Genomic DNA, 23,494 nt, shown 5'->3' with positions numbered 1-23,494 from the left:
TACGATGGCTTGCCTCTGGCGCCTCGGATTCTGGCACCTTTGGCCCGACGTACGCCAAAGTAGAAGAACCAGGCCCTGTGAATGGTCTTCAGACATCTTCCAGACCAAAAAAACGCCGGGTCACGTCTCCGCACCGGGTCCACAGGACACGCAGATCCTCGCCGCGCAGCCCGGCCACGGTTCTGGCCGTGAACCCGATCAGGGCCGGTTCGTTCCGTTTGCCCCGGTATGGTTCCGGTGCAAGGAAAGGGGCGTCGGTTTCCAGCAGCAGACGTCCTGCCGGAATGATTTTCACGGCCTCGCGCAGGGCTTCGTTTTTGGAGTAGGTCACAGTGCCGGGCACGGACAGATGCCAGCCCCGGTCCAGAAACTCCTTCGCCCAGTCGGAGCTAAGCCCGAAGCAATGCCACAGAAGCGGCCGCCCGGCGAAGCCCGCTTCATCCAGAATGGCCAGACAGTCCTCCTCGGCGTCGCGACAGTGGATGACCACCCGCTGGCCCAGCTCCAGAGCCAGATCCAGCTGCCGCCGGAACCACTCCCGCTGGGCGGCGCGGGGCGAAAAATCGTAAAAATAGTCGAGCCCGATCTCGCCCACGGCCTTAAGCCGCGCATCCGTCCTGAAGGCCCGGCGCATGGTCTCCAGATCCGTGCCAGTCATGGATGAAGCTTCGTGAGGGTGTACGCCCAGCAGAAAAAAGACATCCCGGTCCGCCTCGAACACGGCGCGGGAAGCATGGTATGCCGCGGGTCCCAGAAAAACATTGCCCACCGTGCGCACCCCGCAGGTCCGGGCTCTGGCCAGGACCTCCTGCGGATCAAAATCGCGGCCGTCCAGATGGGCGTGACTGTCCGCGCCCGTGCACGGCAGATCGAGGGATTCGGGCAGTTCCCGGACTTTTTTCCTGCTCATGGCGGCTCCAGGAAATACGGCCGGGCTATTCGGCCAGGGTAAAATTGATTTCCACCCGCTCCAGATTCACGGCGTCGAGCGTCACATCAACGATCAGGCCCAGACGGAAGGCCCGGCCGGTACGCTGCCCGAGCAGTTCCTGACGTTTAGGGTCGAAAGAATAGTATTCGTCCAGAGTGGCCAGACGGACCAGTCCATCCACAGGCATGTCGGTCAGTTCCACCCAGAAGCCGAAATCCGCCACGCCGGAGATCACCCCGCGCATGGTCTCGCCCAGCCGTTTCTCCAGAGCCAGAATGGCCGCGCGCTTCTGGATTTCCCGCTCCGCCTCCATGGCTTTACGTTCACAGGTGTTCAGGCTGTCGCAGACGGATTGCAGTTCCTCCGGGGTGCGGGCTTCCGGCTGGCCCGCCAGCATCCGTTTGAGGGCGCGGTGCACCAGAAGGTCCGCATAACGCCGGATGGGCGAGGTGAAATGGCAGTAGGCTTCCGAGGCCAGCCCGTAATGCCCGTCGTTCTCCGGAGCATACTGGGCCAGCATCATGGTCCGCAGAATGAGTCTGCCCACCGCGTATTCCATGTCCGTGCCTCTGGCCGCACGGCTCAGAGCCTGCAAACCGGACTGATCCAGCACGGGCGGCAGTCTGTCCGCCAGACTGGTTCCGGCCAGAAGCCGGCCGAGGGCTTCCAGCTTCCGCTCGTCGGGCCGGGGATGAACGCGGTACGGAAAAACCCGCCCGCGCTCCTTGAGATGCTCGGCCACGCGCTCGTTGGCGGCGATCATGAATTCCTCGATCAGGCGGTGACTGAACAGGCGGACGGCCGTATCCACCAGGACTTCGCCTCCTTCCTGCCGGATGCGGATTTCAGGAACATCGAAATCAAGGCATCCACGCCCGATCCGGCAGCGCAGAAATGCTTCCGCCAGTTCACGGGCATCGTGCAGCATCAGAAGCAGGTTTCCGGGCACGGCGGCCGCGTCTCCGTCGAGGGCGGCCTGAACCTGGGTGTAGGTCAGCCGGGCGTGGCTTGAGATGACCGCCTCATAAAAACGGGACTGCACGGGTTCTCCACCGCGGGAATAGCGCATGTCCGCCACCACGGCCAGACGCGGCACACCGGGCCGCAGGCTGCACAGGCCGTTGGACAGGGCCTCGGGCAGCATGGGTTCCACGGAAAGGGGAAAATAGCAGGAATTGCCCCGCGCCAGAGCTTCCACGTCCAGTTCCGAGCCCTCGCGCACATAATGGGCCACATCGGCGATGGCGACCAGCAGCCGGTAACCGTTCTCCTCCTGCTCCACATAAACGGCGTCGTCGAAATCTCTGGCCGTTTCGCCATCGATGGTCACCAGCGGGACGGCGCGCAGATCCGCTCTGCCCTGCCATTCCCCGGGCAACGGATCAGGGGGCAGCCCGTCCGCCTCGCGCAGCACGGATTCCGGAAAGCGTTCGGGAATGCCGTGTCCGGCCTTGACCAGAAGCTCCTGCGTGGTCAGATCGCGCTCCACGCCCAGACGCCGCAGAGCCGTGCACAGCCACACTCCCGCCTCCTGCTCCTTTTCCGGCGAGACGATCAGGATGTCGCCCTTTTCGGGCGCGTCAAGCGCTGTCGTGTCCACCAGCGCGGCAAAGGACATGCGCGAATCCACGGGCTGGCAAAAATACCGCCCGGCCCGGATGCGCCGCCCCACGCGGACAGTCAGAGTTCTGGCCGCGCGCTCCAGAACGGCCACTATCCGGCCTTCAGTGGCTTCCCTCCTGCGGGTCGCGTCCAGAACGGCCTCCACTCTGTCGCCGGGCCAGGCACCGCCGAAATTGCGCGGATGAATGAACAGATCCTCCCGGCTGCGGTCATCGGGAATGAGATAGCCCACGCCGGAGCGGCGCACGTCCAGCACGCCGGACATCCGGGGAAGAGCCTCCATCAGGCCGTAGCCCTTGCCCGTGCGCACGATGCCGCCGTTTTCAAGCTGCTGGGCCAGGGTGGACTTGATGCGCTTCTTCAGGGCCGCGTCGGCGCCGAAGAATCCGAAAATCGTCTTGGGAGCCACGGGTTTTCCGGAATCGCGCAACAGGTCCAGCAGGGCTTTGACGGAAAATTTACGCGGACTCTGTTTGGGGCTTGGCATGCGGACTCTCAGGCACCAGCCGGTGCTGGAGCCAGGAATTGAAGGTTTGGGGCCCTCGGGTGAAAAAGGATGTGGAAAGCTGCGGCACCCACAGCCGGTCGTCGGCGAAGGAACTCAGCTTCACCACATCCTTGGGTGTGCACAGAATGTGCGTGCAGCGGCTCGCCTGGGCGGTCTGGGAGATGGTCTCCCAGTCCCTGCGGGTGAAGGCGTGATGGTCCGGGTAGATGAGATGGCGGATGGGCTGCTCTTTCAGATCCGTCCGGCAGGTCTGGGCCACCTTTTCCGGAATGGCGATGCCCGTGACCAGCAGATAGCGGATTTTTTCCAGGGACGGCATGGCCGCTCCGGTCAGGGCGTTGGCCACGCCGTGAGCCGAAATCCGAAAAAAGAACAGGGGCTTGCCCATGCCGGCCAGCTTGATGTGGGCCATGATCTCCAGGCAGCCGTCATCGTCGGCCGTGGTATTGATGAGGAATGCGTCCGCGCGGCTCAGGGCCGACGCGTCTTCGCGCCACGATCCGGCGGGGATGACCCGGTCCCATCCGGCTTCCAGATCATGGGAGGAGAAGAGGCACAGGTTCACGTCGCGCTGCATGCGCAAATGCTGAAATCCGTCATCCAGAATGAGCAGATCGGTCCGGAATTTCTCACAGGCCAGCCTGCCGCCGCGAATCCGGTCGGGATCCACGATGATGGCGGCTTCGGGGTTGATACGCTTGAGCAGAAGCGGCTCGTCTCCGGCCTCCCGGGCGGGACTTTGCATGTCCACCGGATAGGGATGCCTGGGAGGCCTGCCGCCGTAGCCCCGGGTCAGCACGGCCGGGCTCATGTTCTCGCCGCGCGCCCACTCCAGCAGCCAGGAGACCACCGGGGTTTTGCCCGTTCCGCCCCAGGAGATGTTGCCCACGCTGACACAGGGTACCGGCGACCGCCAGGAAGGCAGGCGTCCGGCGGTGTAGGCTCCGGAGCGCAGCCGCATGAGCCTGGCGTAGAGCCGTCCCAGAGGTGAAAGCAGGTGCTCGAACCGGCTTTGAAAGTGAGCCACGCGTTCCGGATTCATGCTTTACGACGTTACCGCCATACCGGGCCGATGCCAAGCCCGGTCTTGAGGCCGCCGCGGTATCGCCCCGGGTGTGGGGCTTGAAATTCAGCTCCCGCAGGACGCATTTCCCATGCTTTTTCCATCCCCGACTCCCGGATGCCGCGTGAACGGAGCGGGAAAACTCTTCCCAATCTTTCGCGGTCCTGATACGCGAAATCCAATTATCCAGGCAGGATGCGTACGGCGAGCCCGGAGCCCGAAAACGTGCCGGCCGCCCGAAACAAAATGAAGACGGAAGCAAAACGGAGGAAATATGAAAACCGTGTTTTTTTTCGCCCTGGCCCTGCTGGCCGCCCTGCCCGCCCAGGCTGACTCGCCCGTGACCAGAAGCTGGAGCGGCCAGACCGAGTCCATCACTTTCGACAACTGGCTCAAGCATCCCGAGATACAGGATATCCGGCATCTGTACGAAGCCATCCTGGCCGACAAATCCCTGCGCCCCAGCACCCGGGTGTTCGAGTCCTGCTCCGAAGGAATGAACGAGGTAAAGCGTGTCATATACCGCGACGACCAGGGCCGGGCATGGCTGTACCGGACCGAGAGCCTCAGCCCAACGGACTCGTCTTCGAGCATCGCGGAAAACGTGTACGACAGCGAGGGGCGGCTGCGCTTCACCTATATCGTCGATACCGAGAAGGGCGCGACGCACGGAAAAATCGAACAGCGTCTCTATTTCGACGAAAGCGGCCGGAAAATATGGGAGATCTGGAAGCGCGCCGGGCAAAATATCTATTTCCTCCCGGAAACGGAAAGTCAAGACTATGTGACGACTCCTGAACAGGACTTCGACAAGGCCGCTTCGTGCCCGGAAGTCACCGGGCAGGCGAAGCAGGACGCCCTCGGCCCCAAAACCCGCATACTCAGTCAGACGGCCACGGACATGCTGCTGGGCCGCCACATGTTTTCCCTGCAATGGATCAGCTGGGACTATTTCGGCTCCGCCACCGTCACCGACAGAGAGGGTCTGCTGCATATATCCGGCAGACAGGACGGCCGCCCCGGCACGGAGGAGGAAGGCTCCTTCGTCAGCATGGAGGGCGTCATCATCGAAGTCCGGGAAAAGGAATTCGTCTTTCGCGGCGATGTGGTGATGAAGGTTTCGCATATCGCCGATGGGCGGGAATGCGTGCGCAGCGGAGACATGGTCTTTGCCATATCCGGCAGCAGAAAATACTGGCGCATGCAGAACATGGACAACCCCTGCGACAGCGCCGTGGATTATGTGGACGTATTTTTCTAGAAGCGCGTTCGCGGGTCCGGCGGCCGGAGCGGGCTTCCGGCCGTGATCCGCGTTTACTGGCATCTGTCGGCATACATCAGTCACCGCCGGGCCGGGGAAGCGTACCGGCGCTGTCTGAGTCTGGCCGGTTGCGAAACCGCGAACACGCCGGAAGACGCCGACCTGACTGTTCTGCATGACGAGCCGCATCTCTGGCCGGCGATTTTCGAGTCCATGCCGGTTTTGCGGGAAAAACCCGTGGCGGGTTACACCGTCTGGGAGAGTGAAGCTCTGCCCGAGGCGTACCTTCCCGGCCTCAGGCTGGTGCGAGAAATATGGACGGCCTCGGCTTTCTCCGCTTCGGCCTTCAGGCAGGGACATGACCGGGTCCGCGTGCTGCCGCATGTGGTGGAACCAGTGGAGCCATCCGCCGAAGACCTGTCCTGGGCCGGAAATTTCGACCGGCCCTATTTTTTCACCATCATGGACGCGGTCAACCCGCGCAAGAATCTGAGCGCGCTGCTGCGGGTCTTCTCTCGCGTACGTAGCGCGGCGGGCAGCGGACTCCGGCTGGTCATCAAACAGTACCGGGCGGAACTGCCTCTGGGCGGGCTGCCGGGTGTGGTCAGCATCGGCGGAGAGCTTTCCGAAGGCCGCATGGCTGCCCTGCACCGGGGCGCGCTGGCTTACGTCAGTCCGCACCGGAGCGAAGCCTGGGGCCTTGGCCTGAGCGAGGCCATGAGTCACGGAGTTTGCGTGCTGGCCACGGGCTGGTCCGGGAACATGGAGTTCATGGACGAGGGAAACTCCATTCCTCTCAAGTTCACACTGGAGCCCGTGGGGGAGCGCATGGCCCGCATGCTGCCGCATTTCCGGCCGGACATGCGCTGGGCCGCCGTGGACGAGGGGCATCTGGAACGCGAAATGCTGCGCCTTGTCCGCCGGGGGCCGGACCCGAAAATGTGCGCCAAAGCCCGGGCCGTTGCCGAACGGTTCTCTCCGGTCCGCGTGGCCCAGGTGTTACGCCGTCTGGGTCGGGCGGCTTCTGGAGAACGCCCCTAGCCCAGAAAATTCTTCACGCCGGTGAAGACGATCTGGGCGGACATGGCCGAAAGGACCAGACCCGTGATCTTGGTCATGATGGACAGGCCCACGGTGCCCAGAACCTTTTTGAGCACCCGGGCCGAAAAGAGCAGCGCGCCCACGCTCAGGCAGGCGGAAAGCAGGGCCGCCGTGCCGACAATGCGTTCCGCGATGCCGCCCAGTTCCGCGCCCAGAATGAGCAGGCCGCCGATGGTGGCCGGTCCCACGGTAATGGGGATGGCCAGGGGAACTACGGCGAAATCGGCGTCCGGGGGCACTTCCTGGGTGGAACGCTTGCCCGAGACCATGGTCACCGCCGAAAGGAAGAGCAGACTCCCGGCTCCGATGCGAAAGCCGTCCAGAGTGATGCCGAGAGTGGCGAAGATGGGATTTCCCGCGAAATAAAGCACCAGACTGATGATGGCCACGGAAATGGTCGTGCGGGTGGCCACGCGGCGCTGCTCGACCGTGGTCATGTGTTCGGTCATGGACAGAAAGACCGAAATCACGAAAAAGGGCGTGACCAGAAAAAAGAGCTTTATGGTCAGGCTGACGTACAGATTGAGCAGGGCTATATCCATTTCTTTTCTCCCTTGGGGCGGCCTGTATTTCGATCCGCGCCCCTTTAGGTGGACGTTTCAGGAAAGGCAAGATTTTTCGAGGCTCAGTGCCGGGTGGCCAGCACGATGCCCCCCAGGATGCAGCAGCCGCTGACCAGATGCGTTGGCCCCACGGGTTCTCCCAGAAACGACCAGGCCGCCAGACCGCTGAACAAAGGCAGCGAATAGTAGATGAGCCCGGACAGGGACGGGCCGATGGCGGCCACGGCCTTGTTCCACAATCCGTACGCGGCCAGGGACGCCCCCAGGCCCACATACAGCACGCATCCCGCCATTTCCATGGTGATCTCGGGCGCTCCGTGAGCGGACAGATCCCACCCCGCCCAGGGGATCAGAAACACGATGCCCGTTCCGAAAAGCGCCAGAAGAAAAACGGACTGCGGCAGATCGTGCTCCATCCTGCGCACCAGAACACTGTACGCGGCAAAAGTCATGGCCGCCAGAACCATCCACAGATCGCCCGCGGAAAAGCTGAGTCCCAGCAGACGGGAAACATCTCCGCCGGTGATGAGAAACAGCACCCCGCCCAGAGCCAGGCACAGTCCGAGAATTTTGCGGAGGTCGAGGCGTTCGCCCAGCACCACCCGGGACAGCAGCATGATGAAGACGGGCGTGGAGGTGGCGATGAGGGACAGATTCAGGGCGGAGCTGGTCCTTGCCGCCAGGTAGAGCACGGTGTTGAACACGGTCACGCCGAGGATGGACATGGGCAGCATGGCCGGCAGCAACTGACGGATGCGGCCGCGCCGTCGCCAGGCTGCGCCCAGAGCGAAGGGCAGAAGTCCCAGAAAAGCCACGGTCCAGCGCGCGAGGGCCAAAGTGGCGGGCTCCACGCTCTGGTTCAGGATGCGGGCCACGATGAAATTGCCCGACCAGATGATAGTTGCGCCCAGAGCGAAAAAAATGCCGCGTACGGAAGGCGGATGGCTGTTCATGGCGATGTCCGGGTTCTTCGGGATGTCTGGAGTCTGAGCAAATCCGGAAAAATTGGAGGCGTTTCACAATCCGAAACCCTGCGCCCCTTGCGTGGCCGCCCGCCCTTCCGTAGCGTGCGGGACATGAACGACTTCATCTTGCATCCGACTCTGGCCGGGGACTGCCATGACCTGGGCACATGGCGGAAAATACGGCTTCTGCTGCACAGGGACGCCCATGTGCGCTGGTTCATCCTGGTTCCCGAAACCGGCCAGACCCAGTGGCACGAGCTGCCGGCCCCCGCGCGGACCGATCTGCTGGCCGGGATCATGGTCCTGTCCGGCCTGCTGACGGACTCTCTGGGCTGCCACAAGGTCAATCTGGGAGCCATCGGCAACATGGTCCCCCAGTTCCATTTTCATGTTGTCGGCCGCTGGCGGCATGATCCCTACTGGCCGGGCGTGGTCTGGGGGCAAAGCACTCCCGGCTGTGTCTATGAAACCGCCCAGGTGCGGGAGCTGCGGTCGGAAGCTCTGGCCGTGCTGGAAAGCCCCGGCGCTCCGGAATCCCTGCCGCGCTGAAAAGCCGCTTCAGTCTTCTTCCGGCGTCCGTCCGGCATTCCAGTCCGCGGCCTTGCCCATGGGGTTGACGGGCAGCTCCGGACCGAAGGTCAGAGATTTCGGAATTTCCGCCGCCTCCAGCCGGGCGGCCATCCATCCTTTCAGCTCCCGGCGCAGATCGTCCTCCCGCACGCCCTCCCCCGGAACGACGAAGGCCTTGAGCCGCTGCCCTTCCTCGGGCCGCATCAGCCGGACCGCACATTCCCTGACCAGAGGATGAGAGACCATGACCGCCGCCACGCGCTCGGGATAGACGTTGATGCCCCCCACCTGTACGGCCTTGTCCGTGCGCCGCAGGGGGCGGAACTGCCGCCTGTTTTCCCAGCGCACCAGATCGGGCAGGGCGACGGGCCCGAGGACTTCCCCGGAATCAAGCGTACGCATGAGGCTTTCCGGCTGCGGACAGTCCTCCGGATGCGGCGTCCAGAACGAAAAGAGGGTGTAAGGGTCTTCCGGGGCGTGGCGGATGCCCAGCCCCCCGGTTTCGGAAGAGCCGTACACTTCGCTCATGCGTTCCAGGCCCCGCTCCAGAAGGGTATGAATGACTTCCGGCGGGCAGGGGCCCGTGGAGGTCACGCCGTGCACGCCTTCGGGCAGCCGCATGCCGCAACCGGCCAGGGCTTTCCAGAACAGCGGAAAGGCCACCAGCAGGTCTCCCCGCCGCAGGCAGGCCAGCAATGTTCCGGATGGGACCGGCGGCATTTCCAGCATGGGCACGCCAAGTCCTTTGGGCAGCAGGATGGAAAAGAAAAAGCCGTAGACGTGGTGCACGGGCACCAGCGTCACCACGCGGGAGCGGCCGTGAAAAACCTCCGCAAGCCCCCGCGCGTCCTGCACGATCAGCTCTCCGGCCTGGGGGCAGGAAACGGCCGCCCCTGTGCTGCCGGAAGTCCTGAAAACCACGGTTCCCGGGCCTTGCTTCCAGGCGGCCAGTACCTTCTCCACCCAATCCCCGACCGGAAGCAGCCGGGCGGCATCCGCCAGTTCCGGCTCCAGCGCCAGCATGTCCGTCAGATCACGGGCGGCCGGGAAAGCCTCTTCGCACGACGTCCAGTCGCGGAATGCCTCACCCTCGCTGTCCAGCAGATACTGGGCCTGGCCCCGCGCGAGCAGTCTTGCGCGCAGAAAACTGCGCAGAAGGGAATGGATGTCGGCTCCGGCGAGATCTGGTCCGTTCATGACGCCTCCCTGGAAACGGTTATGCCGCCCGTGTTTCCGAAACGGCTTCGGCTGATGCAGTGCACGCTCTCCGCCTTCAAGGCCGGAGCCAGGCCGCCGTTCACGGCCAGAACCGCCAGCGCGGCGTCGAAAGCCATGGCGACGGGCGTGTTGCCGTAAGCCGGAGAAAGATCAAAGGATGGAAACGCCGCCCGGCGCTCGGCCGAGGCCCGGCCCGAGAAAAAAACAGGCTCCCCCGCATCGCCGGTGGAGAAGGCCGGGACCCGGACAAAGGCGCGTCCGCGTTTCTTCATTTCCCTGTGCAAACAGAAAAACACCGCCCCGTCTCCAAGCGGGAGCGTCCGCTGTCCGCCAGATGTCCCGGCCGGAATTTCTCCGGCCAGGCGCCGTACGTTGTCCTCCAGCAGATCCATACGCTCGTCCACTGCCCCCAGCAGCACCCGTTCGACCCGGCCTTCGGCCATCCATGTCCGGGCCGTCAGGAACGCGGCCGCCACGGCCGTATCCGGCTGGCAGATGGTGGTGCACGGCCCGGTCACGCCCATCATGACCGCCACGGTGGCGGCCGGGATATTGTGCACCGAATGGGCGAAAGCCTGGGGTGAAGCCATGTCCGGCCCGAAATCCAGCAGAGAGTCCAGAAAATCGAAAGTCAGCCGGGAGGGCCCGTATCCCGTGGCCAGAACGATGCCGGTCTCAGGCCCGGCGGTCTTTTCCCCGGCGTCTTCCAGGGCCATGTACGCGGCAAGCAGGGTCATGCGGGTGAAATGATCCGTGCGGCGCAGGGCGCGGGGCGGAAGATGACCGGACAGCGCTTCCGTGTCCGCCAGCACGGCCCGCGGCGCCCCGCGTCCGCCCAGAGCCGCCCTCCCGGCTCCGGCCAGAGCGCCCAGCCCGTTTCCCGCGGTGCTGACCACGCCCAGACCTTCGATGCACATGCTCATGCTTTTCCCCTGCCCACGACAAGGGCCGAATTATTGCCGCCAAAGGCCAGTGACAAAGACAAAGCTGCCGCACCCCGGATTTCCGTCCCGGCGGCGGCCGGAGAGACGCCCAGTTCCGGGTCCGGCTCCGCGTATCCGGCGCTGGCCGGAAGTTCGCCTGCCGCGAGATGGGCCATCGCAAACACGGCTTCGATGGCTCCGGCCGCGCCCAGCGTGTGCCCGGTCATGCCCTTGGTCGCAATGAAGGGCGTATGCGGAAAAAGCGTGCCGAACACAGCCGCCTCGGCCCGGTCGTTGTCGCGGGTGGCCGTACCGTGGGCATTGATGCAGGCCATGTCTTCAGGAGCGAGCCCCGCCTGGGCCAGAGCCGCGGCGATGGCTCCGCGCAGCCCGCGGCCCCCGGGATGGGGTGCGGTCAGATGATACGCGTCGGAAGCCGTACCGTAGCCCAGAATGGTCCCCCGCTCCACAGCGCCGCGCCGGGCCGCGCTTTCGGCCGATTCCAGTACAATCATACCCGCTCCCTCGCCGAGATTCAGGCCGCGCCGGGAGCGGTCGAATGGACGGCATGGCTCTTCGTCGGTAATCATGAGCCGGGCAAAGCCGTTGTAGGCCGTAACGGAAAGCTCGTCGGCCCCGCCCGCGACGGCCGCATCGCACAGTCCCTGACGGATCCAGGCGGCGGCCAGACCCAGAGCGTCGGCCCCGGAGGAGCAGGCATTGGTCACGGTCTGAACCGGCCCAGAGACGCCGAGCAGCCGGGCCACGGCCATGGCCGGGCTGGAATCCAGATAGCGGCGGATGGGCTCCAGTCCGGGATTTTCCCCCTGCCGCCAGGCGCGGTAATAGTCGAGAAAATTGAGCGAGGCCCCGACGGATGTGCCGATACATACGCCGATCCGCTCCGGCCGCGCGGACAGGTCAAGCCCCGACTGGGACAGGGCCTCCCGGGCCGCGTGCAGAGCCAGATGCACCGTGCGGGACAGTCCGGGATGGAGCTTGCCCCATGCGTCCACGGCCCCCGGAGGGACTTCGAAGACCGGATATTTTACAGCACGTCCGAAGCGGACCGGTATGGCGGGAGCACGGCGTCCGGCGGCAAGGGCCGCCAAACAGCCGGGCAAATCCGTTCCGGCCGCGCACACGCAGCCCATGCCCGTCACGCTGACCGGCAAGGCCCTCCGCACTTCAGCCTCTTCGCCGACTGATGAAGGCGGACAGGGCGTTGATGGACTGAAAGGCCTCGCGGCCCTCCTCCATGTCCTTTATCTCCACCCCGTAAGCGCGCTGCACCAGAACCACGATTTCCACGGCGTCCAGAGAATCCAGCCCCAGCCCTTCCCCGAACAGGGGAGCGTCGTCGTCGATGTCTTCGGGCCGCACATCCTCAAGATTCAGCCCTTCGATCAGGGCCTGCTTGAGCTCTTCCTTGATGTTCGTCATCGTCTTCCCACATGTTGAAAAAATTGAAGAACTGATAGGGCACGGCGCGGGCCTGCGCCTCCAGAGCCGCGGCGAACCGCCCGGCGTAGGGCGCACAGTCTTCCGCCCTGCGGCCCAGCCCGGCGGGGACGCGGATGATCTCCGCCACTTCGTGCACGGCCCGGCCCGGTCCGGTCCGGCGGGAAAAAAACACGAGAACCGGCGCGCCCGTGGCCGAAGCCAGCCGGTACGGAGCACAGGGCAGACGCACAGTGCCGCCCAGGAAGGAAACCCGGACGGTGTTCCGCTCATGGCCGAAAACCCGGTCGCCCATGAGACAGAGAATCTCTTTTTTCTGCAGAGCGGCGAGCATTTCCGCCGAGCCGCCCAGAAAACCCTGAGGATCGATGATCCGAAACGGCGCGTCCACCCCCTGATGCTCGAAATACTGCAGATCAATATCGCCCGGAGCGCGGTGCATGACCACATTCACTGCGCAATTCAGCGAGTCCAGCCCGGCCATGGCCGTCTGCCAGCATCCCGTGTGGGCGGTGAGCAAAATGAGCCCCTTTTCTTCGGACAGGGCGTCCGTCAGCGCCTTTTCGTCGCCGGGACTGGCCGTGATCCGGAGTTCTCCCAGAATGCCGGCAGCCGTCCGGTCCACCAAGGTCAGACCAAAATTCCAGTTCAACCGCAGCCGATGCACAAAACGCATGAACGGTCCGGCCTCCGGGAAACGCCGCCGCAGGTACGGCCTGGAACGGCTCCGGGTCAACGGCCTCAGGGAGTACCACAGCACCACGAAAAAAAGCAGGCCGTAAGCCGGAGTTCTGCCCAGAAAACGGATGATCGCGTAAAAAATGCCGTGCTGCAGGCGGGAACCGATGCTGCGGCTGTTCCAGGCGGGAGCGTTCACGGCTTCAGTCCCGCGGCCACGATGCGGGCCAGAACCCAGACCGCCGCGCCCGTCAGGGCGGCCAGAAGCGGAGCCAGCAGCATGGAGCCGAGAATCCATTCCCAGAGCCGTTGCGGGGCTTCGTAGCCCAGAGTGCGCAGGGAAATTTCGGTCAGAAAAACGCCGTGGCGCAGATAATGCCCGGCCTCGATGCAAAGAGCCGGAACCAGCGGCGGCATGCACAGCTGGCTGGCGGCCAGGGCGGCGATTTTGTTCCACCGCAGCCATCCGGCGGCCAGCAGGATGGCGATGCTGTGTATGCCGATCAGCGGCAGCGTGCCCAGAAAAATGCCCAGAGCGGCGGACAGGCCCAGTCCGGCGGGCGTGGCGTCATCCCGCAGCAGGATCCGCAGAGACTTGAGCGGATGAATGGGCGAAACGCGCCCCGCCTCGTCCTCCCCGAATTTCCGGTGCGGCACGGGCATGATGGCCCGGATGGTCAGCCGGGTGTTCAAAAGGGAAATGTGCGCGTTGTCCATGAAGGCCCTGAAATGGGAGACCCGCTCTCCTTTCGGCGGATAGTGCACGCGGATGTTCACCTCGCGCAGCCGGAACCCGGCCCAGGCGGCCCGGACCAGCACCTCCACCTCGAAGCTGTAGCGGTTTTCCGTACAGCGCAGGTTTTCCAGGACAATCAGGGGATAGGCGCGATAGCCGCTCTGCACGTCCGAAAGAATCACTCCGGTTTGCACACGCAGCCAGAAGTTGGAAAAGGCGCGGCCGAAACGCGACGAGCCGGGCACATTCTCGGTGTTGAAATCGCGGGCGCCCACGATCACCGCCAGCGGGTCGGCCGCGACGGCCTCCAGAAACAGGGGCAGGTCGGCCGGATCGTGCTGGCCGTCGGCATCGATGGTCACGATGTGGCTCATGCCCTGCCGCCTGGCCTCCAGAGCCGCTGTGCGGATGGCCGCACCCTTGCCCCGGTTCCGTCCGTGGCGGACCATCCGTACCGGCAGCCCGGCCAGCACTTCCGGCTCCAGATCGTCGCTGCCGTCGTCTACCACCAGCACGTGCGGATGTCTCTCGAGGAGGCCGAGAACAACTGCCCGCAAGGTCGGAGCATGATTGTAAACCGGAACGGCCACGAGCACGCGGGGGGTCATGAGGCGGCCCCGCCGGTCTCGGGAAAGCGGATCAATGTATCCCACAGAATGCCGCGATAACCGAAGCGGCGCATGACGCGCATCCGGTCCTGCCCCTCCGACGGAGGAAAAAGACGGTCTCTCCGCCCCCTGAAGGCCAGGGTCAGCTCTGCTTCCAGAGCCTGCGGGTCGATGTGCGGCGAAAAATAGTAGGTCGGCTGCATGCAGGTGGATGCCGGATCGATGACGTTTTCGCGGATGGCCAGGCGCGCCAGCGGCGTTCCCGCATACACGCGGATGCCCAGAAAAGCAAAGATGACGCAGTGCCGCAGGCGTCCGAGGTTGGTCAGACCCTCGCGCACGGTTTCCGCCGTTTCTCCGGGGCCGCCGAAGATGACAAAATGGGCGCAGGGCACCCGCTCCGCCACGCAGAGGGCGTTGGTCCGCTCCGCTTCGGCAAAATCGAACCCCTTGCGCAGCCCGTGCAGCGTCGCGTCGCAGGCCGCATCCGTGCCCAGTTCCATAGCCTTGAGCCCGGCCCGCCGACACAGACGGATATGTTCCCGGTCCATGCCCGCCGGATGGAAAAATCCGCTCCAGGGGATACGCAGACCACGCCGGGCCATGGCTTCGGCCAGCAGCAGCCAGTGGCCGTCCCGGTCGTTGAATACGGAATCGGTAAAAAAAATTTCCCGCGCGCCGTGATCGCGGGCCACGCGCTCCATGTCCGCGATGACGGCCTCCGGTTCCCGCGCGCGGACCGCCGCTCCTTCCAGGGCTGGATAGGTGCAGTAGATACAGGAGTGAGGACAGCCGCGTTTGGTCTGAATGTTCGCGATGCCGCTCTCCGTCAGATAAAATCCGAGGATATCCGGGTCCGGCTCCGCACCGTGCATCTGCGGCCCGGTCAGTCGGGACGAGCCGCGCATCAGTCTGGGCGGCGTATGTCCGGCGGCGAGCATGTCAAGAAATTCGCGGCAGGCGGCCTCCCCTTCCCCCACAATGCCGTGATCGGCTCCCGTATGATCCAGAATCAGCTCCGGCATGAGGGAAAAACCCGGTCCACCCATGAAGACCGGGCCGGTGAAGACTTCGCGCACCAGTGCTACCACGTCGCGCACGTGGTCCAGCGCCCAGTGGCTTCCGGGCGTGAGCGAATCCACATTGTCCAGGTTGCGCAGGGAGATGCCTACGGCATCAGGCCGGAAACAGCGGCAGGCGGCCCGTATTTTCCGGAAATCGTTGCTCAGGGCCAGACAATCGAGCTGCTTCACCGTGTGCCCCGCGGCCGCAAGAGCCGACGCCACCACGGCCATGCCCAGAGGAAAAACAGGATAGGGCTCGGTCTCCGTGTTGGTGGCCAGGAGCAACACCCGCATCAGAGCGCTCCGTCTTTCCAGCGGCGCAGAAAATGCAGATAAAAATCAGGGGGCGACATGAGCATGCCGCCGCGCTCGTCCAGAAAGAGCTGTACCGTGCAGCCCGTGGTGGTCAGCTGGCCGTTTTGGTTTCGGATTTCAAACTCGAAATTGATCCGGGCGGCTTCGGTCCAGTGCAGCAAAGCCGTAATGGTGCAGCGCTCGCCGAAACGCAGGGGCAGAATGTAGTCCGCCCGCATCTGCTTGATGGGTGCGGCCACTCTCTCACGGCGAAAATCGGCATAACCGATGCCGTAGCGGTCACCGAGGGCCACACGCGCATCCTCGAAGTAGCTGGGATAGCGGCCGTGCCAGACAATGCCCAGAGGATCGACTTCCTCGAAACGGATGGTCCGCAGGGTATCCATGCGCAAGGGTTCGGGCGCATCCGGCCCGGTCTTGAAATATTTTTTTTTCATGGGATGATGCCCTTGGGCACTGCGGGAGGCATGTCATCCGGCGGGCTCAAAAAAAGGGTCATGGTGGCGGCGGTCTCTTCCCCGACCAGAATCCGTACAACGGCCTGAATACGGCTGTTTTTCTCCGCGAGGTCGGCTTCGACGCGGATGGTTTCTCCCGGCTCGACAATCCGTGAGAACTTGGCCCGGCTGATTTTTTGCAGTGCGAGAGGCCCGCCACTGCCCGCGACCAGCGTCGCGGCCATGATCTGAACCATGCCCGGAAGGATGGGCCGTCCGGGGAAGTGCCCGTCAAATCCCATGAAGGAAGGCGGAAAAGTAAAATCCATGCTCCACGCGCCGCTCGCTCCGCGTCTGGCCGGGCCAACAGCACAGTTCTGGATCTCCTGCAAAAGTCTGCTCATGAAATATCTTTATTGAAGGTGGCGAAAGAAATGCCGATAGCGCGCCGATTCAAAAAGGCCAATACCCGTGGAGACCTTCAGCCCCGGAAGACATGCAGCCCCACCCCAAACTTTTATGTCCTCCGAAATCCGGAACTCACGGAAAAGAACGCCTTCCATATGGCCCAAAGGGCTTGTGAACATGGTTCGAACACAGTACCGTTTTCACGCTTTCTGGAGGAATCTCAGGCAAGGATAAAAAAAGAGTATATACCTCAAAAAATAGATCACTATTGGCTGATTATGGAGTTAACTTATCAATCAATAGTATTTCAGATAACTGGAAACAACCCCATCAATCACTCTGATTACCTTTCAGATTAAACGAGAAAAGTATGCATATTATAACAGAGCAAGATGCAAATCTTTATAATTTGGTTCAGAAAAGCATATTTATCATGTGTGGCCTGGATATCGTTTACTACAATAGATGCTTTACCGATGTATCCGGAATTCAGAAAATGGGTTTAAAAAATATATCTATTCTTGATTTCATATCAGAAAAAGATATAATACCTATAAAAGAATATGTAAAAAAAATCGAGCACACAGAATATTTATCCTGCTTGACAAATAAGGTTCAAATTAAACTTCTTAACAAACTTTCTAAAGAATATATAACCGAGATAAGCATGATAAAAATATCTTATCTTGGAAAAGAATCATATTTATGTACTCTTAATGATATAACTGAATTTTTTATATCGTCGAGAAAATTGAAAAGAATTCTTAATGCAATACCTGATGTAGTAATCGAATTTGATAAAAACCATGACAAAATAAAGGCTGCAAATAGTGCAATCGAAGGAGTTTATGGAATACCAGATGAACAATTTACACAAAATATATTTCATCCAATAGATCTTGTATATGAAGAAGATAAAGAATATGTAAAATCATTTTATAACAATCTCCTCGATGAAGAATATGGAAAAATAGAATATAGAATAATCAGCGCCAATGGACTTATAAAATGGGTCAGAGATGAAGGAGAAGTAGTCTATAAGGACTATGGCAATGGAGAGGTTCTCAAAGTTTATCATTTCATAAGAGATATAACTGAAAGAAAAAAAAATATAGAGCAGTTAAAGGTCAGTGAAAAAAAATACAGAAAAATATTTGAACACTCAACAGATCCTATATTTGTTTCCGATTCAGATGGTGCTTTTATAGATATAAATAATGCAGCATTACGCCTGTTTGGATTCAGTGAAAAAAAAGATGCGTTATTGAAAAATGTACACGAAATCTATGCAGATCCTCAAAAACGAGATATTATGATGGGCTTGCTGAAAGAGAAAGGGAGTTTGAGTGACTATCCTATGCAAATAAAAACCCATAGAGGAGATATAATTGATGTCACAGTTACCATAGGATGCAGAAAAAATATCCGGACAGGAAAGATAAAAAGCATACAAACAATCATTCATGACATTACGGATGTCATCAAAAAAACAGAAATAGAATCATACAGAAGAACTCTTGGAGGCATTGCTGACAGAATAAACAACATAACCCAATCACAAATAATGCATTACGGACTTATATATGAATATATTGAATCTTTTGAAAATGCCAGTATAGATGAAAAGAATAATATCATAAATGATATTATTGATGTGCTGAACGACTCAAAACGTGTCGTCTATGACTTGAAGGATCTCGGAGCGGCAATCAGGAGAATTTACCATAATCCAGAACCTCCAAAAGCTGTTTCCGATGGTCTTGGAGGCGTTCTTTTCGACCTGCATCTGGACGAATGAATAATTCCAGCGGTATACTGCTTCCATAACGCATCTTATCGTATAACTATCATAGAAATTTGCTGAAGCCATTCAGAACACGGTGCTATTCTCAACGTCCAGTGGAAAGTGGGCCACAACCGCGCCCCTGCGAAAAAATATTCTGGTGGCAGAAATTCTGACCGAAGCATCCGCCCTGGCCTGATTGATCTGACAATCCTCCACTTTCCATGTCGACAGGGCAAGCCTGACAGTGGGTACCGACTGGAGATGCATGCAATACGCATGCATTTCCGGATCATGATTCACCCCGCATATATCCATGGGATCAGGAGCAGCGCATGCAGAGTTTTGATACCAAGCAATTCCTCATCTCCATATTCAATTCTCTTTACCTCCTCATCAGTTCCATGATCAGCAGTTTTCAATATCACAAGCAAAGATAGGCGTAAAACTGAATAACATCCTGAAGTCTATCCATAAATATTTCTACAGAAGAGCTATATAGAAGAATGCACACCAGAAAATAATTGTTTGACATATTATATTTTATCAATAAATGCTCATTTGCGTATAGTTTATGTGCAGAAATTAGCCGACATATTTTTGTGGAGGAAAAAATGGAAGATTATCTTAAGCAGGCTATTGAAATCGTAAAAGCCCAGGCGGCGGTCCGTACCATGACGGAAGAGGAAATAACATCCATGATGCGCTCTCTGGCTCAGAGCATCAAGTCTGTTTCCGCATGTGCCGTCTCTCCTGCCGAAGAAGAGCCTGCAGTGGACCCCAAAAATGCCATCCGAGAGAAAAGCGTTGTATGTTGTGAGTGTGGCAAATCTTTCAAGGTACTGACCAAGCGCCATCTCGAGAGCCATGGCCTGACAGTGGAAGAATATAAGCAGAAATACGGCTACAAGAAAGATGTGTCTCTGGTCGCCAAATCTCTGGCCCGCGACCGCCGCAAGACCATGCAGAATATGAAGCTCTGGGAGAAGCGCAAAAAAAATTCCTAAGCCGCGATATAGACAACGTCCGTGGCAATTCTGCCGATACGCCCGCGGTATTGGACAGCATACAGCACTTCCGGTCCCTAAAACTCTTCCACCGGTTTAAAATTCTGGTGGAATAGTTTTTTGCACTCCCCGGCGTTCAAAACAGTCTGCCCGCCGTCCCGCAAAATTCAGCTCCACCATCACCGCAGGTGGCCAACTCAAGCGCCCGAAGCCTGCAGAGGATGCATACCTCATCCTGTCATCCAGAATGTTTCAGGCGGCTTGGAACACTTCCCAGATATTCTGCAGTTCTGTACTTGACGAAACGTTCATGAGGCTGGCACCGCCGCGGACAGTACGAAAACCCGTAAACGAACCGGGCTAAAAAAGGCTGCTGCAAGGCCGCGTCAGCCCGTACCCCCTCATGGAAAAAAACATCATTCTCATCGGCATGGCCGCCGCAGGCAAATCTACCATCGGCAAGCAACTGGCGGACAGGCTCGATCTGCCGTTCGTGGACACGGATCTGCTCATGGAAGCGTGGTGGGGTGCACCTCTGCAATCCATTCGGGACTTTCTGGGTCTGGAAGCATTCCTGCGGGCCGAGGCCGAGCAGGTACTGCGCCTACGCCTTTCCGGCTGCGTCATCGCCACCGGCGGCAGCGTGGTTTACTCCGAAGAGGCCATGGCCCGCCTGCGCGAGATGGGCAGTGTCGTATACCTTCGTTCTTCCTTCGAAACCATCGCCCGGCGCCTGAAAAATCCCCTCTCCCGGGGGCTGGCCATGCGTCCCGGCCAGAGCATTCGGGATCTGTACGATGAACGTGCACCTTTGTACTCGCGCTACGCCCACCTGACCGTGGATGCGGACACAGATGGAGAACCAGAAGAAATCCTGTCCGCCATCATACACGCCGTGAGCCTGCGGGAGGAGTCCTCGTGAGCAAAAAGCTTCTGCCCGCCCAGGCGTTCCGCAAACTCGCCGCACTCTATGCGGAAATGCAGGCTGCCTACGCCGCCCATGCCCAAGCCATGGAGCTGACCTGCGACCGGTGTGAAGACAACTGCTGTACCAGTTATTTTCAGCATCACACCCGCATCGAATGGGCTTACCTGCTCCGGGGGCTGGCGGAGCTGCCCGAAAACGTCCGTCATTCATATCAGACCCGTGCAAAACAGTATGTCCGCCAGTCCAGAGAAATACTGCTGGCCGGAAACCGCCCCACGATCATGTGCCCGCTCAATGAAGACGGGCGTTGCGGCCTCTACTCGCACCGCCTGATGATCTGCCGCCTGCATGGCGTACCCAACAGACTGCGCTATCCGGACGGCCGCATGCTCGACTTTCCCGGATGCCACCGCAGCCAGACCATCTGTGAACGCACCGGCAGCGTTCCGATCTTTGACCGTACGCCGCTGTATGCAAAGCTCATGGAGCTGGAAATCCAGTTTGTGGGGCCGGGCAGAATCCACTCCCTGCCCAAAGTTGATCTGACCCTGGCCGAGATGATAGTAGCAGGATTTCCGGATCTCTAGTGCGGGAGACTGCCATGTTCACACGCAATCTGGCCTTGGCGGCCGTCCTTGTTCTTCTGGCGGCCTGCGCGCATCTGAGCGTCATTCATCTGGACAAACGCCCCTGGATTCTGGGGCAGGAAGACCGGCTGGCCATGCGATACTGGAATTTTTCCTATACCAGCCGTCTGGAGGGCAACAACATCGTCGTTTCCGGCGTGGCCCGGCCCGTAGGTACGGCCATTCCTTCATGGGCGTCCTGGATTCAGGATCTGTGGCTGCAAATCTACCTGTGCGACGATCAAAGCCGGGTTCTGGCCAAGGATCTGCGGCTGTATCTTCCTGCGGCCCTGGACTACAAAAACGGCGTGCCGTTCGAATTTCACCTTGCGCCGCAGGCTCTGGGAGTGTCCGGGCCGCTTCATGTATCTTTCGGCTACCGCATGGAACTCACGGCCGGAAAGAAAGCCGCCATCGGGCCGGATGGTCGCCCGCAGGTCTTTTTCGCCAATCAGGGAGCATTGTTTCAGTAGATTGACAAGGAAAGCCCTCCCGCCCGGCTACGAAAATACGGCCCAAGGCAGAAGCCCGCAGAGTTCACCGGCCACAATTCCGGCTCCGAGAAAATCCCCGTTCAATCCATGAACGCGGCGGGCCAGACACCATAGAAAAAATACGACGAGCACAGCCAGCAACGTGCCGCAGGCAATATGCTCGATCGGCGAAAAAAATGCTGCGCCCAAGGTCGTCATGCCCCCGAAAATCAGAGCTCGGGATGACGCTCCGGCCAGTGTATTCCGCCCCAATCCCGGCCGAGACAGCTTTCTCCCGAGGGCGGCCAGAACCACGGCGCAATAACGGCCGAGAACAGGTGCCAGAATCAGGGCAGGCCAAGCCCTCAGAAAAATCGCCCGTTCGAAAAGTGCGGCCTGTACCCCCAGTCCGCAGACCAGCCCCATTACGCCAAATGCCCCAACCCGGCTGTCTTTCAGGATCTCCCAGAAACGCTCCCCAACAGTGCCGCTGCCCCACCCATCCCACAGATCCGCCCATCCGTCCCAATGCAGCCCCCGGGTCAGCCAGATGTTCAGCATCACCATCAGCCAGGCCAGAACCCAGGAAGCAAGAGGAAGGCATGATGCCAGCACCCAGAAAAGGCCGACAACCCCGCCCACCAGCGGATACATATCCACAGACGCGCTGATTTCCGCATTGGAGGCAATGCTTGCACGACCCAGACGGGTCAGAAAAGTCAGGGCTGTGTAAAAACGGCTCCACCACGTCATGGCCGTCTCTCCCGTGGACGAAGGGTCAGTTTGCAGCCCGCTTCAAGATTCAAAGCTCGCGCGCAGGAGGCCTGATTCATGGCCAGTTCCATCACACCCTGACTGCCCGGAATCAGGCCGATGCGCCCAGGCGGGAGCTGGGCATAGGTATCGGCTTCCGTCACAATTCTCCGCCCCATGCGCCAGGGGCGGCCGGTCCTGAGGTGTGCTGAAATCTGTACATCCAGCAGGCAATTGCCGAAGCGGTCGATATGCATGACGGTGCATTCCAGAATATCGGGACCAAATCTCGCCCCGGACATGGAAGAAGCGGACAGCCCGGAAATCATGGGAACGCCCAGACGGTGAGGCGGTTCTCCCAAAGCCAAACGGGCGGCCAAGGGAGCCAGAATATCCCGCCCGTGGAATGTGCTGCCGACAGGAGAGGCATCAGCACCCACGACCCACCAGGATGCTTCCCCGTTTCTGAGAAAGTTCAGCAGGCCGTTGTCAGGAGCGAGAAAAAAACGCTCATCCAGACAGGCCAGCAGAAGCCTTCTGGCTGTACCCACCCCGGGGTCCACCACGCAGACGAAAATGCTTCTTTCAGGAAAAAAGGCGTAACTGGCGTGCACCATGAACGCGGCCTGAGCCACATTGCATGCCGAGATTTCATGGCAGAGGTCCACAATGGGCACGCCGGGCGCATGCCGAAGAATGACGCCCTTCATCTGGCCCACATAGGGGTCCTGATGGCCGAAATCCGTAAGCAGCACGATGGGAGGAAGCATGGCGCAAGATGTATGGGTCCGATGCGAAGCTGTCCAGAACCATCAGGGCAGTGAAGCCGGTAAAAAATTGGCCGTATCTACACGGAGATCGCTTTTATAATCTTTCAACTCCAAGTGAAATCATAGGGTCACAACTCCGGGTAACCATGTCTTTGGGAAATACTGGTTGACGATGCTCCCGAAGGCCAGAATACTTTTGGAACCAGCGTTTCCGGCCAGAGATTGCATTTGGCGCCATCAGCACACAAAATCTCCGCCACAAAATCCCTCACAGGGCAAATCAGAGGCGGACAGACCACAGGAGGCAATATGCGCATATCGGACATTTCCTTCGGCACCACAGACTGGTCAACCATTGAGGCCGTCGAGCACAAGGGCGAACAGGGCAGCTCGTTCTGGAAGACCATCCGGTTCGGCGACATCAGCGTCAGTATGGCCGAGTACGCTCCGGGCTACCGGGCCGCGGACTGGTGCGACAAGGGCCACATTCTGCTCTGCCTGGAAGGCGAGTTGCGCACGGAACTGAAGGACGGCCGCGTATTCGTGCTGAAGCCGGGCATGACCTACCAAGTGGCGGACAACGAAACGCCTCACCGTTCATCGACCAAGAGCGGGGCGAAGATCTTCATCGTGGATTGACGCGCGGCGGCTCCAGCCTCCATGCCGGGGCGCGGGGATTCCCGCTCATTCTCAACCCGCGCCCTTTCCCGTACCGGCGTGC

The 23,494-nt window shown here is 60.1% G+C and carries 25 protein-coding genes; 9 read left to right on the top strand and 16 right to left on the bottom strand.

What is annotated here, in order from left to right; translation table 11 throughout:
* Positions 1–88: 88 nt before the first annotated feature.
* Genes AXF15_RS07165 through lpxK form a run of 3 tightly spaced genes read right to left on the bottom strand, consistent with a single transcriptional unit; the run spans position 89 to position 4,104 of the window.
* A complete protein-coding gene (locus AXF15_RS07165) occupies positions 89–910 on the bottom strand; it encodes a TatD family hydrolase (protein WP_066605296.1) in 822 nt (273 codons plus the stop codon).
* A gap of 25 nt (positions 911–935) precedes the next feature.
* Entirely contained in the window at positions 936–3,041 is a 2,106-nt protein-coding gene (gene rnr / locus AXF15_RS07160; RefSeq protein WP_066605293.1) for a ribonuclease R, read from the bottom strand.
* Positions 3,013–4,104 (bottom strand): tetraacyldisaccharide 4'-kinase, encoded by a 1,092-nt coding sequence (gene lpxK, locus AXF15_RS07155; RefSeq protein WP_066605290.1) that lies wholly within the window; start codon positions 4,102–4,104, stop codon positions 3,013–3,015. Before lpxK ends, rnr begins: the two co-directional genes overlap by 29 nt.
* A 295-nt stretch (positions 4,105–4,399) precedes the next feature.
* Here lpxK and AXF15_RS07150 point away from each other — a divergent pair, with 295 nt between their 5' ends.
* Positions 4,400–5,386 (top strand): hypothetical protein, encoded by a 987-nt coding sequence (locus AXF15_RS07150; RefSeq protein ID WP_066605286.1) that lies wholly within the window; start codon positions 4,400–4,402, stop codon positions 5,384–5,386.
* A 42-nt stretch (positions 5,387–5,428) separates the two neighbouring features.
* On the top strand, positions 5,429–6,427 hold the full coding sequence (locus AXF15_RS07145) for a glycosyltransferase (protein ID WP_066605285.1): 999 nt from the start codon (positions 5,429–5,431) through the stop codon (positions 6,425–6,427).
* On the opposite strand, the gene AXF15_RS07140 is transcribed toward AXF15_RS07145, so the two are convergent.
* Both AXF15_RS07140 and AXF15_RS07135 read right to left on the bottom strand, forming a co-directional pair.
* Complete coding sequence (locus tag AXF15_RS07140; protein ID WP_066605282.1) at positions 6,424–7,029, bottom strand: MarC family protein; 606 nt, start codon at positions 7,027–7,029, stop codon at positions 6,424–6,426. The two genes, AXF15_RS07145 and AXF15_RS07140, sit on opposite strands and share 4 nt — an antisense overlap.
* Positions 7,030–7,112: 83 nt before the next feature.
* Positions 7,113–8,003, bottom strand: coding sequence for a DMT family transporter (locus tag AXF15_RS07135; RefSeq protein WP_066605280.1), 891 nt, complete (start codon positions 8,001–8,003; stop codon positions 7,113–7,115).
* A 123-nt stretch (positions 8,004–8,126) separates the two neighbouring features.
* Here AXF15_RS07135 and AXF15_RS07130 point away from each other — a divergent pair, with 123 nt between their 5' ends.
* Positions 8,127–8,564 carry an HIT family protein gene (locus AXF15_RS07130; protein WP_151192314.1) on the top strand — a complete coding sequence of 146 codons (438 nt, stop codon included), beginning with the start codon at positions 8,127–8,129 and terminating at the stop codon, positions 8,562–8,564.
* Between the two features lie 9 nt (positions 8,565–8,573).
* Here the strand turns inward: AXF15_RS07130 and AXF15_RS07125 are convergent, their stop codons facing one another.
* From AXF15_RS07125 to AXF15_RS07085, 9 genes are read right to left on the bottom strand one after another with little or no spacing between them, the layout of a single operon-like run.
* Positions 8,574–9,782: an AMP-binding enzyme gene (locus AXF15_RS07125; protein WP_066605278.1), complete on the bottom strand. Its 1,209-nt coding sequence runs from the start codon at positions 9,780–9,782 to the stop codon at positions 8,574–8,576.
* Positions 9,779–10,726, bottom strand: coding sequence for a beta-ketoacyl synthase chain length factor (locus AXF15_RS07120; protein ID WP_083517919.1), 948 nt, complete (start codon positions 10,724–10,726; stop codon positions 9,779–9,781). Before AXF15_RS07120 ends, AXF15_RS07125 begins: the two co-directional genes overlap by 4 nt.
* Positions 10,723–11,913, bottom strand: coding sequence for a beta-ketoacyl-[acyl-carrier-protein] synthase family protein (locus AXF15_RS07115; protein WP_236884738.1), 1,191 nt, complete (start codon positions 11,911–11,913; stop codon positions 10,723–10,725). The genes AXF15_RS07120 and AXF15_RS07115 overlap by 4 nt, the downstream gene beginning before the upstream one ends.
* Position 11,914: 1 nt before the next feature.
* On the bottom strand, positions 11,915–12,169 hold the full coding sequence (locus tag AXF15_RS07110; protein WP_066605273.1) for a phosphopantetheine-binding protein: 255 nt from the start codon (positions 12,167–12,169) through the stop codon (positions 11,915–11,917).
* Complete coding sequence (locus AXF15_RS07105; RefSeq protein ID WP_066605271.1) at positions 12,114–13,064, bottom strand: LpxL/LpxP family acyltransferase; 951 nt, start codon at positions 13,062–13,064, stop codon at positions 12,114–12,116. The genes AXF15_RS07110 and AXF15_RS07105 overlap by 56 nt, the downstream gene beginning before the upstream one ends.
* On the bottom strand, positions 13,061–14,209 hold the full coding sequence (locus AXF15_RS07100; RefSeq protein ID WP_066605268.1) for a DUF2062 domain-containing protein: 1,149 nt from the start codon (positions 14,207–14,209) through the stop codon (positions 13,061–13,063). Before AXF15_RS07100 ends, AXF15_RS07105 begins: the two co-directional genes overlap by 4 nt.
* Entirely contained in the window at positions 14,206–15,567 is a 1,362-nt protein-coding gene (locus AXF15_RS07095) for a lipid biosynthesis B12-binding/radical SAM protein (protein WP_236884737.1), read from the bottom strand. The genes AXF15_RS07100 and AXF15_RS07095 overlap by 4 nt, the downstream gene beginning before the upstream one ends.
* Positions 15,567–16,025, bottom strand: coding sequence for an acyl-CoA thioesterase (locus AXF15_RS07090; protein WP_066605266.1), 459 nt, complete (start codon positions 16,023–16,025; stop codon positions 15,567–15,569). The genes AXF15_RS07095 and AXF15_RS07090 overlap by 1 nt, the downstream gene beginning before the upstream one ends.
* Positions 16,022–16,429 carry an ApeI family dehydratase gene (locus tag AXF15_RS07085; RefSeq protein ID WP_151192313.1) on the bottom strand — a complete coding sequence of 136 codons (408 nt, stop codon included), beginning with the start codon at positions 16,427–16,429 and terminating at the stop codon, positions 16,022–16,024. The genes AXF15_RS07090 and AXF15_RS07085 overlap by 4 nt, the downstream gene beginning before the upstream one ends.
* Positions 16,430–16,866: 437 nt before the next feature.
* Here AXF15_RS07085 and AXF15_RS07080 point away from each other — a divergent pair, with 437 nt between their 5' ends.
* From AXF15_RS07080 to AXF15_RS07055, 5 genes are all read left to right on the top strand, one after another.
* Positions 16,867–18,231: a PAS domain-containing protein gene (locus AXF15_RS07080; protein ID WP_169793620.1), complete on the top strand. Its 1,365-nt coding sequence runs from the start codon at positions 16,867–16,869 to the stop codon at positions 18,229–18,231.
* A 599-nt stretch (positions 18,232–18,830) separates the two neighbouring features.
* Complete coding sequence (locus AXF15_RS07070; protein WP_066605255.1) at positions 18,831–19,223, top strand: Ros/MucR family transcriptional regulator; 393 nt, start codon at positions 18,831–18,833, stop codon at positions 19,221–19,223.
* 403 nt (positions 19,224–19,626) lie between these two features.
* Positions 19,627–20,145 carry a homoserine kinase gene (gene thrB, locus AXF15_RS07065; protein ID WP_066605251.1) on the top strand — a complete coding sequence of 173 codons (519 nt, stop codon included), beginning with the start codon at positions 19,627–19,629 and terminating at the stop codon, positions 20,143–20,145.
* Positions 20,142–20,738, top strand: a complete 597-nt coding sequence (locus AXF15_RS07060; protein ID WP_083517917.1) for a hypothetical protein — start codon at positions 20,142–20,144, stop codon at positions 20,736–20,738. The genes thrB and AXF15_RS07060 overlap by 4 nt, the downstream gene beginning before the upstream one ends.
* 14 nt (positions 20,739–20,752) lie before the next feature.
* Positions 20,753–21,250, top strand: a complete 498-nt coding sequence (locus AXF15_RS07055) for a hypothetical protein (RefSeq protein ID WP_066605248.1) — start codon at positions 20,753–20,755, stop codon at positions 21,248–21,250.
* Positions 21,251–21,277: 27 nt separating this feature from the next.
* On the opposite strand, the gene AXF15_RS07050 is transcribed toward AXF15_RS07055, so the two are convergent.
* Both AXF15_RS07050 and AXF15_RS07045 read right to left on the bottom strand, forming a co-directional pair.
* A complete protein-coding gene (locus AXF15_RS07050; protein WP_066605247.1) occupies positions 21,278–22,003 on the bottom strand; it encodes an adenosylcobinamide-GDP ribazoletransferase in 726 nt (241 codons plus the stop codon).
* Entirely contained in the window at positions 22,000–22,773 is a 774-nt protein-coding gene (locus AXF15_RS07045; RefSeq protein WP_066605244.1) for an SAM hydrolase/SAM-dependent halogenase family protein, read from the bottom strand. The genes AXF15_RS07050 and AXF15_RS07045 overlap by 4 nt, the downstream gene beginning before the upstream one ends.
* 309 nt (positions 22,774–23,082) lie before the next feature.
* Between AXF15_RS07045 and AXF15_RS07040 the strand changes: the two genes are divergently transcribed.
* Positions 23,083–23,412, top strand: coding sequence for a DHCW motif cupin fold protein (locus tag AXF15_RS07040; RefSeq protein ID WP_066605241.1), 330 nt, complete (start codon positions 23,083–23,085; stop codon positions 23,410–23,412).
* The last annotated feature ends 82 nt before the right edge of the window (positions 23,413–23,494 follow it).

Source organism: Desulfomicrobium orale DSM 12838, from assembly GCF_001553625.1.
Classification (GTDB): Bacteria; Desulfobacterota; Desulfovibrionia; order Desulfovibrionales; family Desulfomicrobiaceae; genus Desulfomicrobium; species Desulfomicrobium orale.
Note: the sequence above shows the minus strand (reverse complement) of the source record. Positions and strands in the feature narration are given on the sequence as shown.

Bases quoted from the DNA above. Each gene is read 5' to 3' on its own strand.
- AXF15_RS07165 (WP_066605296.1), bottom strand. From the start codon at position 910: ATGAGCAGGAAAAAAGTCCGGGAACTGCCCGAATCCCTCGATCTGCCG.
- rnr (WP_066605293.1), bottom strand. From the start codon at position 3,041: ATGCCAAGCCCCAAACAGAGTCCGCGTAAATTTTCCGTCAAAGCCCTG.
- lpxK (WP_066605290.1), bottom strand. From the start codon at position 4,104: ATGAATCCGGAACGCGTGGCTCACTTTCAAAGCCGGTTCGAGCACCTG.
- AXF15_RS07150 (WP_066605286.1), top strand. From the start codon at position 4,400: ATGAAAACCGTGTTTTTTTTCGCCCTGGCCCTGCTGGCCGCCCTGCCC.
- AXF15_RS07140 (WP_066605282.1), bottom strand. From the start codon at position 7,029: ATGGATATAGCCCTGCTCAATCTGTACGTCAGCCTGACCATAAAGCTC.
- AXF15_RS07135 (WP_066605280.1), bottom strand. From the start codon at position 8,003: ATGAACAGCCATCCGCCTTCCGTACGCGGCATTTTTTTCGCTCTGGGC.
- AXF15_RS07130 (WP_151192314.1), top strand. From the start codon at position 8,127: ATGAACGACTTCATCTTGCATCCGACTCTGGCCGGGGACTGCCATGAC.
- AXF15_RS07125 (WP_066605278.1), bottom strand. From the start codon at position 9,782: ATGAACGGACCAGATCTCGCCGGAGCCGACATCCATTCCCTTCTGCGC.
- AXF15_RS07120 (WP_083517919.1), bottom strand. From the start codon at position 10,726: ATGAGCATGTGCATCGAAGGTCTGGGCGTGGTCAGCACCGCGGGAAAC.
- AXF15_RS07110 (WP_066605273.1), bottom strand. From the start codon at position 12,169: ATGACGAACATCAAGGAAGAGCTCAAGCAGGCCCTGATCGAAGGGCTG.
- AXF15_RS07100 (WP_066605268.1), bottom strand. From the start codon at position 14,209: ATGACCCCCCGCGTGCTCGTGGCCGTTCCGGTTTACAATCATGCTCCG.
- AXF15_RS07095 (WP_236884737.1), bottom strand. From the start codon at position 15,567: ATGCGGGTGTTGCTCCTGGCCACCAACACGGAGACCGAGCCCTATCCT.
- AXF15_RS07090 (WP_066605266.1), bottom strand. From the start codon at position 16,025: ATGAAAAAAAAATATTTCAAGACCGGGCCGGATGCGCCCGAACCCTTG.
- AXF15_RS07085 (WP_151192313.1), bottom strand. From the start codon at position 16,429: ATGAGCAGACTTTTGCAGGAGATCCAGAACTGTGCTGTTGGCCCGGCC.
- AXF15_RS07080 (WP_169793620.1), top strand. From the start codon at position 16,867: ATGTGTGGCCTGGATATCGTTTACTACAATAGATGCTTTACCGATGTA.
- AXF15_RS07070 (WP_066605255.1), top strand. From the start codon at position 18,831: ATGGAAGATTATCTTAAGCAGGCTATTGAAATCGTAAAAGCCCAGGCG.
- thrB (WP_066605251.1), top strand. From the start codon at position 19,627: ATGGAAAAAAACATCATTCTCATCGGCATGGCCGCCGCAGGCAAATCT.
- AXF15_RS07055 (WP_066605248.1), top strand. From the start codon at position 20,753: ATGTTCACACGCAATCTGGCCTTGGCGGCCGTCCTTGTTCTTCTGGCG.
- AXF15_RS07050 (WP_066605247.1), bottom strand. From the start codon at position 22,003: ATGACGTGGTGGAGCCGTTTTTACACAGCCCTGACTTTTCTGACCCGT.
- AXF15_RS07045 (WP_066605244.1), bottom strand. From the start codon at position 22,773: ATGCTTCCTCCCATCGTGCTGCTTACGGATTTCGGCCATCAGGACCCC.
- AXF15_RS07040 (WP_066605241.1), top strand. From the start codon at position 23,083: ATGCGCATATCGGACATTTCCTTCGGCACCACAGACTGGTCAACCATT.